The sequence below is a fragment of the Pseudomonas sp. SH10-3B genome (assembly GCF_019891415.1).
GTDB lineage: Bacteria > Pseudomonadota > Gammaproteobacteria > Pseudomonadales > Pseudomonadaceae > Aquipseudomonas.
In genome coordinates this window covers 26,436-40,320 of record NZ_JAFLXD010000013.1, presented here as the reverse complement: position 1 = coordinate 40,320, position 13,885 = coordinate 26,436, and the positions used below count along the sequence as shown (strand labels likewise).

The 13,885-nt window shown below is 62.5% G+C and carries 8 protein-coding genes; 6 read left to right on the top strand and 2 right to left on the bottom strand.

What is annotated here, in order from left to right; translation table 11 throughout:
• The first annotated feature begins 256 nt into the window (after window positions 1-256).
• Complete coding sequence (locus tag J1G35_RS12420) at window positions 257-5,098, top strand: NEL-type E3 ubiquitin ligase domain-containing protein (RefSeq protein ID WP_223015100.1); 4,842 nt, start codon at window positions 257-259, stop codon at window positions 5,096-5,098.
• Window positions 5,099-5,106: 8 nt separating this feature from the next.
• On the opposite strand, the gene mnmC is transcribed toward J1G35_RS12420, so the two are convergent.
• Window positions 5,107-7,101, bottom strand: a complete 1,995-nt coding sequence (mnmC, locus tag J1G35_RS12415; protein ID WP_223015099.1) for a bifunctional tRNA (5-methylaminomethyl-2-thiouridine)(34)-methyltransferase MnmD/FAD-dependent 5-carboxymethylaminomethyl-2-thiouridine(34) oxidoreductase MnmC — start codon at window positions 7,099-7,101, stop codon at window positions 5,107-5,109.
• Between the two features lie 141 nt (window positions 7,102-7,242).
• Here mnmC and pap point away from each other — a divergent pair, with 141 nt between their 5' ends.
• The 3 genes from pap (at window position 7,243) to J1G35_RS12400 (ending at window position 11,400) form a co-directional block, all read left to right on the top strand.
• Complete coding sequence (pap, locus tag J1G35_RS12410; RefSeq protein WP_053129417.1) at window positions 7,243-8,757, top strand: polyphosphate:AMP phosphotransferase; 1,515 nt, start codon at window positions 7,243-7,245, stop codon at window positions 8,755-8,757.
• A gap of 371 nt (window positions 8,758-9,128) precedes the next feature.
• A complete protein-coding gene (locus tag J1G35_RS12405; protein ID WP_223015098.1) occupies window positions 9,129-10,313 on the top strand; it encodes a thiolase family protein in 1,185 nt (394 codons plus the stop codon).
• A 130-nt stretch (window positions 10,314-10,443) separates the two neighbouring features.
• Window positions 10,444-11,400 carry a DMT family transporter gene (locus tag J1G35_RS12400; RefSeq protein ID WP_223015097.1) on the top strand — a complete coding sequence of 319 codons (957 nt, stop codon included), beginning with the start codon at window positions 10,444-10,446 and terminating at the stop codon, window positions 11,398-11,400.
• Here J1G35_RS12400 and J1G35_RS12395 read toward each other — a convergent pair.
• Window positions 11,397-12,779, bottom strand: coding sequence for a class II fumarate hydratase (locus J1G35_RS12395; RefSeq protein ID WP_223015096.1), 1,383 nt, complete (start codon window positions 12,777-12,779; stop codon window positions 11,397-11,399). The two genes, J1G35_RS12400 and J1G35_RS12395, sit on opposite strands and share 4 nt — an antisense overlap.
• 192 nt (window positions 12,780-12,971) lie before the next feature.
• Here J1G35_RS12395 and J1G35_RS12390 point away from each other — a divergent pair, with 192 nt between their 5' ends.
• Together J1G35_RS12390 and J1G35_RS12385 are read left to right on the top strand one after the other, a co-directional pair.
• A complete protein-coding gene (locus tag J1G35_RS12390; RefSeq protein WP_003236690.1) occupies window positions 12,972-13,490 on the top strand; it encodes a DUF2059 domain-containing protein in 519 nt (172 codons plus the stop codon).
• Window positions 13,491-13,496: 6 nt separating this feature from the next.
• Window positions 13,497-13,793: a BolA/IbaG family iron-sulfur metabolism protein gene (locus tag J1G35_RS12385; protein WP_223015095.1), complete on the top strand. Its 297-nt coding sequence runs from the start codon at window positions 13,497-13,499 to the stop codon at window positions 13,791-13,793.
• Window positions 13,794-13,885 lie beyond the last annotated feature (92 nt).

The window sequence follows — 13,885 nt, the reverse complement described above, 5'->3', positions numbered from 1 at the left end:
GGCGGGTACCTAGGGACTGACCCGAGGCTATACGCGGAGTTTTAGAACAATAAGTTATATGGCAAAAAGCCGTACCCCTCGGCCAGTGGCCCTGCGGCCTGTATGGCGTGGGTCGAAGTGGGGGTAATTAGGTCGCGTTCAGATGCAAATAGTCGTGGGGTGCGCAGGGCAAATGCGCAGTTATTTGAACCCTTTTGCGGCGAAGGTGCGCCTATCGTCTGGCGTCATTGTTCAACGCAATGAAGGAACGTTGTTAATGACGCAAACAGGTAATTTGAGTGAGGTGGTCGTGCCGGTGACTCGGGACGAACTGATGAGCGCATTGCTGGATGTCACCGGTGACTTGGATACCGCGCAGGTCTTGTACGAGCGGTTGCCGGCCTGGTGGGTCAAGGCCGATTCCCAAGTGCTCCAGGCCATTGAGCAGCTACACGCCGACAGTGAACGGCCACGGGAAAAACTGCACCGGCTGCTGGGCCGCCTCAAGCCCCTCGATCAGTTTTGCCGCGAACGCCTCACGGCCTTGCTGGCGACCAAAGGGCTGGCTGGGCTGGACATCGACCATGACACCCTGGATCTGCCCAGACGCTCATTCAGTGGCGTGGGTGCGGACCTTGGCGGCAGGCTGATCGAGACCATCAACCTGGAGAGGCACAGCCTGCTGCAGGCGGCGATGCAGAACTTTTCCGACGCCGCTGCCGAGGTCGGGGGCATACCGTTCAACGCGGTCGTGCGTGTCGGGCCGGGGCGCGCCATTGCGCAGAATCTAACCGCGCATACCTTTGTCGGTTACTGCCGGGAGCTGAACCTGGGCGAGGCGTATCAGGCCCATATCCGCGAGGTGTTCAACCTGCCCGTCCCAACCGAGGGCAGCGTGGACACCGGGCGCGGGCATAACCCGGCGGTGCGGGAGGTTGGTCACCCCCGTTGCCTGGATATGCAGATCGACCTGCAGGTGGCCTATGGCAAGGGGGATATCGACGCACCCACCCGTGCGCTGTTGCTCGGCGTGGTCAGGGTCGACCTGCCGGCCAGCGACATTTCAAACGTGTGGTTCAACGGCCAGCCGCTGACCTGGCAGGGCCTGAATATCAACGGGACTTGCCTGTGGGGTGTGCTGGTGTTTTCCAGCAGTGCTGCCGAGGGTTTCTCCAGTGGCCCGATTGTGGTGTACATGCCCAATGAGCCGGTGCGGCCGTGGTATCGCTACGAGTCCCTGGAGCAGTTCAAGGTCTACCTGGCGCTCAAGCTCCAGGTCAGCGCTTATCGAGGTTTTTTCACCTGCTATCTGGATGAGTCCGAGCGCTTCGATTTTTTTCAACGCTTTGACCAGAACAAAACCCTGGTGCGGGTGGAGCCGCTGGCGGTAACGAGCAACCTGTCGACGTTTTTTTTCAACGCCTGTGTCGGCAAACTCCGGCTCGATGCCTTGGTATTGGCAGTGCCCAACGCCCAGGCCGATGACGATGCGCGTCGCCTGCGCATTCAGAACTACCTGGACATTGGCCTGACGGTGCTGAATGTCGCGGGGCTGATGGTGCCGGTCATCGGCCAGTTGATGATGGGCGTGGCAGTGGGGCAAATTCTGGGGGAGGTCTTCGAAGGGGTGGATGATTGGGTCCACCAAGACAAGCACGAAGCACTCCGGCACCTGACCAACGTTGCTGAAAACCTTGCCGCCATGGCGTTGTTCGCGGCGGGTACGAAAGTGGTGGGCCGGTTGTGGCGATCCACACCCTCCACATCGAGGCTGTATGACAAGGTCGAAGGCGTGCGGATGCCGGATCAGACCACGCGACTATGGCGGACCCGTACCGAGCCTTACCGCCGGTCCATCTCGCTGCAAGGACGCGTGGCCGGCCCTCGCGGGGTGTATCAGGTCGATGGCCAGTCGTACGTCAATATCGACGGCGGGGTGTATTCGATCACCTTCGATGCCCGCAGCGGTCGCTGGAGAGCCGTGCATCCGCGGCGTGCATCGGCGTACCAGCCGCCCGTGAGCCACAACTTTCAGGGCGGTTGGCAGTTCTCGTTCGAACGCCCTTATGAGTGGGAAAATGTCGAATACATTCTGGGGCGCCTGGACCCGCCCCTGAAATCCTTTACTCCCGAGCAATTGCGCGACATCGCTGCGATCACCGATATGAACCTGTCTCGCCTGAAGCAACTGGCCAGGGACAACCTGCCGCTGCCGGAGCGGCTTCGCGACTGTGCGCAGCGCTTCAGGCAGAACCAGGGTGTTCGCGACCTGGTCTGGCAAATGGAAAATGAAGCCCCCCTCGATGCCACCACCTCTCATGTGCAGATGCAGGCTCTGCCGCTGATGGACGGCTGGCCCCAAGGGCGTTTTTTCGAACTGCTGGACGATGAGGGGTATGTGCTTGAGCGTCACCCTGACACCGCGCCATTTGACTACGAAGACTTGAGCATCCACCTCACTGCGCAGCAACTGAAAAGCGGGCAGATCATTCCCACGTTGCTGGCCGCCCTGGACGATGAGGAGAAGCTGAAACTGCTGGAAGGCACCTTTCAGCCTGGGGAGGAGCCAGCCATATTGACGCAACGCCTGACGGCATCGATCAAGCAGAATCATCGAGCGCTGTATGAACGGCTGCGGGCGCATGCCGACGTCGGCGACCGCACGGACCATGGGTTGCTCAAGGATCGTCATCCACAGTTGCCCATTCGGCTCGCCTGGGAGGTCATGAGCAAAGCCTCCAGCGCCGAGCGCTTGCGCTTGCGTCATACCCGGCACGTGCCGTTGCGCCTCAGTCAATGGGCGCGGGAGACCCAGGAGGTGCTGGAAGAAGACGAGGCCCTGACGGGCCTGTATGTACCGGAATTGGCCAACGATGCTACTCGCCGCATCGCTACCGGCTTGCTGCGGCGGCTACCCGGCTGGCCCGAGGACATGTCACTGAACGTGCGCCGTGAGCGCGTGGGGGGCGAGGTCCTGGCCCAGGTCGGCGATTCAGACGTCGCTGTGACGCGCGTGGTAGTTCAGTCGGCCAAGGGGTTTCGTGCCCACGATGGGCAAGGGGCGCCGTTGGGGGCGCTGGCCGGCGGCTCGGAAGGTTTCTACACGGCGCTGCTCGATTGTTTGACCAGCGAGCAACTCGACGCAATGCACCTTACCGGAAACGGCAGGGCCAGCCACTTGCGGCACGCCATCATCAGCAAATCCCAGGATGAGCGAAGCCGGATTGCCCGTTACCTGTGGCCGGAACGTGCGCTACCGCAGGAGCGTGCACCCGTGTGTATCCAGGCGATTCCGGCGCAGCCGCAGCGATTCCCGCGAGGGTTGGAATATAAGGTCAGGAAACTCTACCCCTGGTTCGACAGCGTGCGCGTTTCGAGCTTCTTGCAGGGCCTGGGCAGCGATGACCTGGCCCGTGCCAATGCAGTGCGCGCGCGTGAGGAGCAGTACGAGAAGCTGCAACGAACCCTGAAACTGTGGGCCAAGGAAAAGGTGGTGCAAGCGCGCTCGGACCAGGCCCTGCGGGACGTCCGCCAGGCGCGGCACCAAGCCGCAGAGGCGATCAAGAACAGCTGGCGATATGCGTCGGTGGCGTCCGATGCAGAAGGTCGGAAAGTCCCGAGCCTGTCCCTTGACGGCATGACCCTGGCAGGCTTGCCGACCCTGCCGCCGGACGTCCAATTCGATCATGTGCAGCAACTGTCGCTCAAGCGGATGGGGCTTAACGATGATGTGTCGTACTTTATCCGGCACTTCAAGGGGGTGCGCGCTCTGGAGCTGACGGACAACCAGCTCACGCGATTACCTGAAGTGCTTCAGCAGATGAAGCAGCTCAGTTATTTGTACCTGGACCATAACCGGCTGCAACTGACGGAGTACACCCGCACCAAACTCGCGGACCTCAGGGCGTTGAAGGTGCTGAACCTGAGCAACAACCCGCTGCTGGATCCGCCCATCGTCCACAAGATGCTTGATTTGCAGACGTTGGCGTTGCGCAATTGCCGTCTTACAAGCCTGCCGGCGGGCATCAGGAACATTCCGGGCCTCAAACGCCTGGACCTGCGGGGCAATGATATTGCCAGCCTGCCGGCCTGGTTGTTCGATTCGACACTCAACAGACCCGAGAACATCCATCTGGATCAAAATCCACTGGATGACACCAGCCGTCAGTTACTGAGCACCCACAAGGCAGCGACGGGCGAGGGCATGGGCTTTCTCGAGGATCACATTGGCCGGCTCAACGAGCAGCGGGCCAAGGCGTTGTGGCTGGGGGATGAGCGCTTGCCGGCCTATGCCGAAAAGGCGGCGACGTGGAAAGGGCTTTGGGATGAGCCGGTTTCCGATGGGCTGTTCAACCTGCTGGCCGGCCTGGAAGGTACGGCAGACAGCATGTATGTGCGTGAGGACATGGAGACGCGGGTCTGGGAAGTGCTGGACGCGATAGCGGCCGATGATGAATTGCGCACGACAGTCTTCGACCTGGCGGCCACGCCATTGAACTGTGATGATTCCGCAGCGGTGACGTTCAGTGACGTGCAGACCATGGTCCTGGTCCGTGAGGCGGTACGAAAGGTCGAGAGTGGTGAGGCCACGGCCAAACCGTTGCTGAGCCTGGGCAAGGGCTTGTTTCGCCTGGATCAGTTGGCGTCCATCGCCCGCCGCTACAGCTCCGAGCATCCGGCGCTCGATCCGCTGGAGGTGCACCTGGCCTTTCGCACGGGCTTGGTCGAGCGCCTGCATTTGCCCGGGCAACCTCGCCATATGCGTTACGCCAGCCTGGCCGGGGTAACCCAGCATATGCTCAGGCGCGCTGAGGCACAGGTGAAAGAGGCTGAGCTGTCGCCGCAGCTGTTGAAGTATCTGGCCAAGCAGCCGTGGTGGGTCAAGTATCTGAAAATCACTGACCCCGACGCGTTCGAAGCCTTGAGCCAGCCCTTTCGTGCGCGCTCCGAAGAGCTGTTCGATAAGCGGGAAACCCTGGATGACGCCACCTATAAAACTGAAATCGACAGGATCGGCGGCGAGCAGGACCGGGCAGAATCCGCCGAGCTCGAACGCCAGACTGAGGCGGCGTTGAGAGCCGATGACCTGGACGCCTGTGCCTTGCCGCCGTCGCGTTGAGCCTGCACTTACCGAGGGGTTTTTACCGTGTTGCTGCGAATCAACGCGCGTACCGCGAACCGGTTCGGATGGCAGGCTTCGGCCACACTGCGCGGTAGCGGCAGCGGTTCGTTGTCCAGCCATGCTGCCAGCAACTCGCCGGACAGTGGCGCGGTGATCAGGCCCCGTGAGCCGTGACCGCTGTTGATGTACAGGCCGTCGAGCCAGGGGCAGGCGGCCTGCGGCGTGTGGCGCGCGTCTTTGCGTAGCGAGGCGTAGGCTTGGTCGAACGCCAGGGTGTCGGCCAGTGGCCCGACTATCGGCAAGTAGTCCGGGCTGGTGCAGCGAAACGCGGCGCGGCCTTCCAGGGTGTGCGCGGCAAGGTCGGCGGCGTGCAGGCGCTCGGCCAGGTCCGGAGAGATCTCTTGCAGCAGCTCAAGGTTACCGGCGTGCTCGGCAGCGGTAGGGGTGAGGTCGTCGCTGTTGAAATCAAAGCTGGCGCCCAGGGTGTGTTCGCCCTGGCGGGCCGGCGCCACATAGCCTTCGGCACACACCACCGTGGCCAGGGCCCGGCTGGCGGCAGTCTGCGGCAGTCGGGTGATTTGCCCGCGGATACGCTTGAGGGGCAGCTCGGCGCTGGCGGCAAAACGTTTGACTTCAGCGGCCCCGGCCAACACCACCACGGGGGCGCTGGCGAGCAGATGATCGGCGTCCCAGGCTTGCCAGTGGTCGTCGACTTTGCGCAACTCCAGCACATCATGATGGGCCAGCACTTCGATGCCTGGCTGGCGGGCCTGCCATAGGCACAGCGCGGGCGGATGCACCCAGCCGCCCTCGGGGAAAAACAACCCGCCATGCTCCAGGCCCACACCGGCCCGGGCCTGGGCTTGAGCCTTATCCAGCAGATGCAGCAGCTGCGGGGCGAATGCCTGGGCCAACTGCGCCTGGCGTTCGGCCTCCTTGGCATTGAAGGCCAGTTGCAGTACGCCGCAACCGTCCCAATCCACCCCCCGTTGCAGGTGCTCCAGCAGGCGCCGGGTATGCCCGAAACCGCTGACAATCATCTGCGACAACGCCGTGCCATGTGCCGACAGCTTCAGATACAGCACCCCTTGTGGATTACCGGATGCCTCCTGAGCGAGGCCGTCATGCCGTTCCAACAGGCTGACCTGCCAACCCCGTGCCGCCAGGCTGGCCGCGCTGGCGCAACCGGCCAGGCCGCCGCCGATCACCAGGGCGCGGCGCTCGCCGTTGGGCATGGGAGGGCGCGCGAACCAGGGTTTGGGGCTGGCAGGTTGCGGCGTGTCGGTCGGCCAGCCGAGAAACTCACCGCGCAGAATCTCCCACTTGTGGCCGATGCCGGGGGTGCGTTTCATCTTGAAGCCGGCGGCATTGATCAGCCGCCGCACCCAGCCGGTACTGGTGAAGGTGCTGATGGTCGAGCCCGGCGCGGCCAGGCGTGCCAGTTCGGCGAACAGTTCGGCGCTCCACATCTCGGGATTTTTCGCCGGGGCGAAACCGTCGAGAAACCACGCGTCGATCTGCGCGTCCAGTTGCGGCAGTTGCTCCAGGGCATCGCCGATCAGCAGCGTGAGGGTGACGCGGCCGTTATCCAGCACCAGGCGCTGGAAGCCTTGGTGGATGGCGATGTAGTGCGCTAGCAGCTGTTCGGCGAAGGGCGCCAGCTCCGGCCAGAGGGCGAGGGCGCGTTGCAGGTCGGCGTGACTCAGCGGGTACTTCTCCACGCTGACAAAGTGCAGGCGCGCACCGGCCACCGCGTGTTGTTCGAACAACTGCCAGGCGCAGAGAAAATTCAGCCCGGTGCCGAAGCCGGTCTCGCCAATCACCAACCGCCCGTTCGCCGGCAGTGCGGCGAAACGCTCCTGCAAACGGTTCTGTTCGAGGAACACATAGCGGGTTTCATCCAGGCCCGACTGGTCGGAGAAATACACGTCATCGAACACTCGCGAGTGCGGGCGACCTTGGTCATCCCAGTCGAGCTGGGCGTGGGTGATCGGATTCATGGGCGGCTCGGTAAAGGCAAGGCGGCCATTCTAGCCGATCAACAGGCGCGTCATTGATCCATGGCAAGCGGCGGTGGAATTTCCTGGCACGCCGCGTTGCCCAATCCGCTAGTCTTGCTGAATTCTGGAACGGAGCCGCCCATGTTCGAATCTGCCGAAATCGGTCACGCCATCGACAAAGACACCTTTGAGGCCGAAGTCCCGGCCCTGCGCGAAGCCTTGCTGGAGGTGCAGTACGAGCTGCAACAGCAAAAGCGCTTCCCGGTGATCATCCTGATCAACGGCATTGAAGGCGCCGGCAAAGGTGAGACGGTCAAACTGCTGAATGAATGGATGGACCCGCGCCTGATCGAGGTGCGCACCTTCGACCAGCAGACCGACGAAGAACTGGCCCGTCCACCGGCCTGGCGCTATTGGCGCCAACTGCCTGCCAAAGGCCGCATGGGCATCTTTTTCGGCAACTGGTACAGCCAGATGCTGCAAAGCCGGGTGCACGGCGAGATCAAGGATGCGCGGCTCGACCAGGGGATTGCCGGTGCCGAGCGCCTGGAGAAAATGCTCTGCGATGAAGGCGCAGTGATCTTCAAGTTCTGGTTCCACCTGTCCAAGAAGCAAATGAAGGCGCGGCTCAAGGCCCTGGCCGATGACCCGTTGCACAGCTGGCGCATCAGCCCGCTGGACTGGCAGCAGTCCAAGACCTACGACAAGTTCGTGCATTTCGGCGAGCGCATCCTGCGCCGTACCAGCCGCGACTACGCGCCCTGGCATGTGATCGAAGGCGTCGATGCCCATTACCGCAGCCTCACCGTGGGCAAGATCCTGCTCGAAGGCCTGCAGAACGCCCTCAAGCAACCCAAGGGCAAGGCCAGCGGCATGAACCCGGCGCCGTTGCCGTCGGCCGTGGACCAGATGAGCCTGCTCAACAGCCTCGACATGACCCTGAGCCTGGACAAGGACGATTACGAAGAACAACTGATTACCGAGCAGGCGCGCTTCTCCGGCCTGATGCGCGACAAACGCATGCGCAAGCACGCACTGGTGACGGTCTTTGAAGGCAACGACGCGGCGGGCAAGGGCGGGGCGATCCGTCGGGTGGCGGCCGCGCTCGACCCGCGCCAGTACCACATCGTGCCGATTGCCGCGCCCACCGAGGATGAGCGCGCCCAGCCTTATCTGTGGCGGTTCTGGCAGAAGATCCCGGCGCGGGGCAAATTCACCGTGTTCGACCGCTCGTGGTACGGCCGTGTGCTGGTGGAGCGTATCGAGGGTTTCTGTACCCCGGCAGACTGGATGCGTGCCTATGGCGAGATCAATGATTTTGAGGAACAACTGCGCGACGCGGGCGTGATCGTGGTCAAGTTCTGGCTGGCCATCGACAAGCAGACCCAACTGGAACGCTTCCAGGCCCGCGAGGAAATCCCCTTCAAGCGCTTCAAGATCACCGAAGACGACTGGCGCAACCGCGAAAAATGGGATGACTACCGCGCGGCGGTGGGCGATATGGTCGACCGCACCAGCACCGAAGTCTCGCCATGGACGCTGGTGGAGGCCAATGACAAACGTTGGGCGCGGGTCAAGGTGTTGCGCACCATCAACCTGGCCTTGGAGGAGGCGTTCGCCAAGTCCGACAAGCACGACAAGAAGAAACAGAAGTAACCACTGGCCTGGGGTTGTTCAGGCTGCAGCCCTCTGTGGCAAGCGGGCCTGTTGTGGCAAGTGGGTCTGTTGTGGCGAGCGGGCTTGCCCCGCGTTGGGCTGCGAAGCGGCCCCCAAACCAGCCAATAAGGTCTGCCTGAAAGAACGCGGCGCCTGGATCAGGGCCGCTTCGCGCCCCAACGCAGGGCAAGCCTGCTCGCCACAACAAGCCCGCTCGCCACACAAGCCCACTTGCCACAACAAGCCTGCTCGCCACAGGTTTATGGTTGTCACCATGCTTTTGTATATGCCGGGTGAATGATCGTCGCGGTGGGGCAGGCCTGGATCTATCCTCGATCCATCTCCCCACAACGACAAGATCGAGGTAGCCCATGCGTGAAGTAGTGATCGTCGACAGCGTGCGAACCGGCCTGGCCAAATCCTTTCGCGGCAAATTCAACCAGACCCGCCCGGATGACATGGCGGCCCATTGCGTCAACGCGCTGCTGGCCCGCAACGGTATCGATCCGGCGTCGGTCGAGGATTGCATCGTCGGCGCCGGTTCCAACGAGGGCGCCCAGGGCTACAACATCGGGCGTAACGTGGCCGTGCTGTCGCAATTGGGCACCGGCACGGCGGGCATGACCCTCAACCGGTTCTGCTCGTCGGGTTTGCAGGCGATTGCGATTGCGGCCAATCAGATCGCTTCGGGCTGCAGCGACATCATCGTCGCCGGCGGCGTCGAGTCCATCAGCCTGACCATGAAAAGCGTCAACACCGATAACCTGATCAACCCGCTGCTCAAGGAGCAGGTGCCGGGCATCTACTTTCCCATGGGCCAGACCGCCGAAATCGTCGCCCGCCGCTACAACGTCAGCCGCGAAGAGCAGGACCTCTACGCCCTGCAAAGCCAGCAGCGCACGGCCCAGGCCCAGGCGGATGGCTTGTTCGACGATGAAATCGTGGCGATGGCGGTCAAGTACAAGGTCGAGGACAAGAATACCGGCGCTGTGCAGATCCTTGACGGCGTGGTCGACCGCGATGACTGCAACCGCCCGGACACCACGTTGGCCAGCCTGTCCGGTTTGAAGCCGGTGTTTGCCGAAGACGGCTCGGTGACGGCGGGTAACTCGTCGCAGCTCTCCGATGGCGCCTCGATGACGCTGGTGATGAGCCTGGAGAAAGCCCTGGAACTGGGGCTCAAGCCCAAGGCGTTTTTTCGTGGATTTGCCGTGGCCGGTTGCGAGCCGGATGAGATGGGTATCGGCCCGGTGTTCTCGGTGCCCAAGCTGCTCAAGGCGCGGGGCTTGCAGGTGGCGGACATCGACCTGTGGGAACTCAACGAGGCATTTGCTTCGCAGTGCCTGTACGCGCGCAATCGTCTGGAAATCGACAACGCCCGGTACAACGTCAACGGCGGCTCGATTTCCATCGGCCACCCGTTCGGCATGACCGGCTCGCGGCAAGTGGGGCACCTAGTGCGTGAGTTGCAACGGCGTAATTTGCGTTATGGCATCGTCACCATGTGCGTGGGCGGCGGCATGGGCGCCACGGGACTGTTTGAAGCCGTACGCTAAGCAACATGTGGGAGGGGGCAAGTCGAATCGTCGCACCGCCCCTCCCACATTTGAACTGCGGCGTATCCCAATTCGTTCGCTTGCCCCTAGAATGGCCGCTCCTCCACCTCTGGCATTTTCTGGGGCACTCATGCATATCTCTTCCGGCCGCTGGGTCTACGGTTTTTTCCTGACCCTGCTGACCGCGCTGCTCTGGGGCATTCTGCCGATCAAACTCAAGCAGGTGTTGCAGGTGATGGACCCGATCACCGTGACCTGGTTTCGCCTGGTAGTGGCCGGCAGTTGCCTGTTCGTGTACCTCGCCGCGACCAAGCGCCTGCCCAGTCGTACAGTGCTTGGTCCCAAGGGCGGCTGGCTGGTGGCGATGGCGGTGTGCGGCCTGATGGGCAACTACGTGTTGTACCTGGTGGGTCTGAAACTGCTCAGCCCCGGCACCGCGCAACTGGTGGTGCAGATGGGCCCGATCTTTTTGATGATCGCCAGCGTGTTTGTGTTCAAGGAGCGTTTCAGCGTCGGGCAGAGCGTGGGCCTGGTGGTGCTGATCGTCGGTTTCGGGCTGTTCTTCAACCAACGCCTGGACGAATTGCTGACGTCTTTGGGCGCCTACACCGCCGGGGTGCTGACGATCCTGCTCGCGACGTCTGTCTGGGTGTTCTATGCCTTGGGCCAGAAGCAGTTGTTGACGGTATGGAACTCACTGCAAGTGATGATGGTGATCTACCTGTCCTGCGCCGTGCTGCTGACGCCTTGGGCGCATCCGCTGGAGGCCTTGGACCTGAGCCCGCTGCAGGGCTGGCTGTTGCTCGCGTGCTGCATGAACACGCTGGTAGCCTACGGCGCATTTGCCGAAGCCCTGGCCCACTGGGAAGCCTCGCGGGTGAGTGCGACCCTGGCCCTGACGCCGCTGGTGACCTTTATGGCGGTGGCGTTGGCCGCGTGGCTGTGGCCGGACTATGTACAGGCCGAAGAGATCAATGCCCTGGGCTATTTTGGCGCGTTGGTGGTCGTCATGGGCTCGGCGGCAGTCGCGCTGGCGCCGTCGTTGCTCGCCGGGCTCAAGGCCCGGCGGCTACGTATGGCGTCTTAGGCGCCCAGCATGTTTTCCGGGCGTACCCACTGGTCGAACTCAGCGTCGGTGAGGTAGCCCAGGTCCAGCGCCGCTTCCCGAAGGGTCAAGCCCTCGGCGTAGGCCTTCTTGGCGATCTCTGCCGACTTGTCATAGCCGATGTGTGGGTTGAGCGCGGTGACCAGCATCAGCCCGCGCTCCAGGTGCTCGGCCATTTTCGCGGCGTCGGGTTCGAGGCCGGCGATGCAGTGCTCCTGGAAGTTATTGCAGCCATCGGCCAGCAGACGGATCGACTCCAGCAGGTTGTGGATGATCACCGGCTTGTACACGTTCAACTGCAAATGCCCTTGGCTCGCCGCAATGCCGATGGTCACGTCATTGCCCAGCACCTGGCAGGCCAGCATCGACAGCGCTTCGCATTGGGTCGGGTTGACCTTGCCGGGCATGATCGAACTGCCCGGTTCGTTGGCCGGCAGCTTCACCTCCGCCAGGCCGGCGCGCGGGCCGGAGCCCAGCAGGCGCAGGTCGTTGGCGATTTTCATCAAGGCCACGGCCAGGGTTTTCAGGGCGCCGTGCAGGGTCACGATCGGTTCGTGGCCGGCCAATGCGGCGAATTTGTTCGGCGCGGTGACGAAGGGCAGGCCCGACAAGGCGGCCAATTCCGAGGCAATCGCTTCGCTGAAGCCATGGGGCGCATTCAGCCCGGTGCCCACGGCCGTACCGCCCTGGGCCAGCTCGCACACCTGGGGCAGGGCGCTGCGGATCGCACGTTCGGCGTAATCGAGCTGGGCGATAAACGCCGAGAGTTCCTGGCCGAAGGTGATCGGCGTGGCGTCCATCATGTGGGTGCGGCCGGTCTTCACCAGTTTCGTATGCCGTGCCGACAATTCTGCGAGGCCGCCGGACAGCGTGTTGATCGCCGGCAACAACTGCTTGTGCACCGCTTGCACGGCCGCAATGCTCATGGCGGTGGGGAAGCAGTCGTTGGAGCTTTGGGAGCGGTTCACGTGATCGTTGGGGTGCACCGGGCTCTTGCCGCCGCGTGGCTTGCCTGACAGTTCGTTGGCGCGGCCGGCGATGACCTCGTTGGCGTTCATGTTGCTCTGGGTGCCGCTGCCGGTTTGCCAGACGACCAGGGGGAACTGGTCATCATGTTGACCGGCAAGCACTTCGTCGGCGGCTTGTTCGATCAGGCGGGCGATATCGGCGGGCAGGTCGCCGTTGCGGTCGTTGACCCGAGCGGCAGCCTTCTTGATCAGGGCCAGCGCGTGCAGTACCGCCAGGGGCATGCGTTGCTCGCCGATGGCGAAATTCACCAGCGAACGTTGGGTCTGGGCGCCCCAGTAAGCGTCATCCGGGACTTCCACTTCTCCCAGGCTGTCGGTTTCGATACGGCTCATCGGGCACACTCCTTCAGGTTCGTTTGCGCAGTTTAGGCCCTGATCGGCCTGGGGGGTTCCCTAAAAGACTTTTCATCGGATTCATTCACTGCAATCCGCGCCCGGTAAGGCTCGGGGTTGAGCCGCAGCGTTTTTTAGGCGCAGAATGGGCGCCCTTGGGGTCTTACCTCGCCTGCTAGAAAAGGAAACTCGATGACTCGTCTTCGTGCCATCTGTACCGCGGTTGCTCTGGTTTGCGCCAGCGGCCAGGTTTTTGCCGATACCGCCAGCCACAACGCCAGTGCCGAAGCCTTCCTTACCCTGGCCCATGCCGACAAGCTGGGTACCCCGGTGTACATGCAAGTGCAGCAAATGTTCGCCCAGCGTTTCGAACAGACCAAGGCGCCTGCCGCCAAGCAGTCCGTACTGGACAGCTACCAGGCAAAGGCCAACGCCGCCCTGGACCAAGCCATCGGCTGGCCAAAGCTGAAGCCGGACATGGTCAAGCTCTACACCACCAACTTCAGTGAATCCGAACTCAAGGACCTGGTTGCCTTCTACCAGTCGCCACTGGGCAAGAAAGTCCTGGAAAAAATGCCGCAACTGACCCAGCAATCGGCCCAGATGACCCAGGCCAAGCTGGAAAGCGCCGTGCCGGTGGTGAACAAGCTGTTGGAAGACATGACCAACGAGCTGACGCCAAAAGCCGCTGCACCGGCCAAGAAGAAGTAAGCAGGAATGACCATGCAACAGCGTATCGAAACGGCGCTCGCCGCCCTGGTCCCGGACCACTTGAGCGTGCTGGATGAGAGCCATATGCACAGCCGTGGGTTGCAGACCCACTTCAAGGCCGTGCTGGTCAGCCAGCAGTTCGAGGGGCTTAACCGCGTCAAGCGCCACCAGAAGGTCTACGCCACCCTGGGTGACCTGATGAGCGAATTTCATGCGCTGGCGCTGCATACCTACACGCCTGAAGAATGGGTGAAAATCGACGCAGCCCCGGCCTCGCCGACCTGCGCCGGCGGGCATAGCTGATACGCGGGTGTTGCTAAAACCCTGCATTTGCTAGAATCCGCAACGCGCCGCTTAGCCGGCGCGTTTTTTTTGCATCCGGTTCACCCCTTACG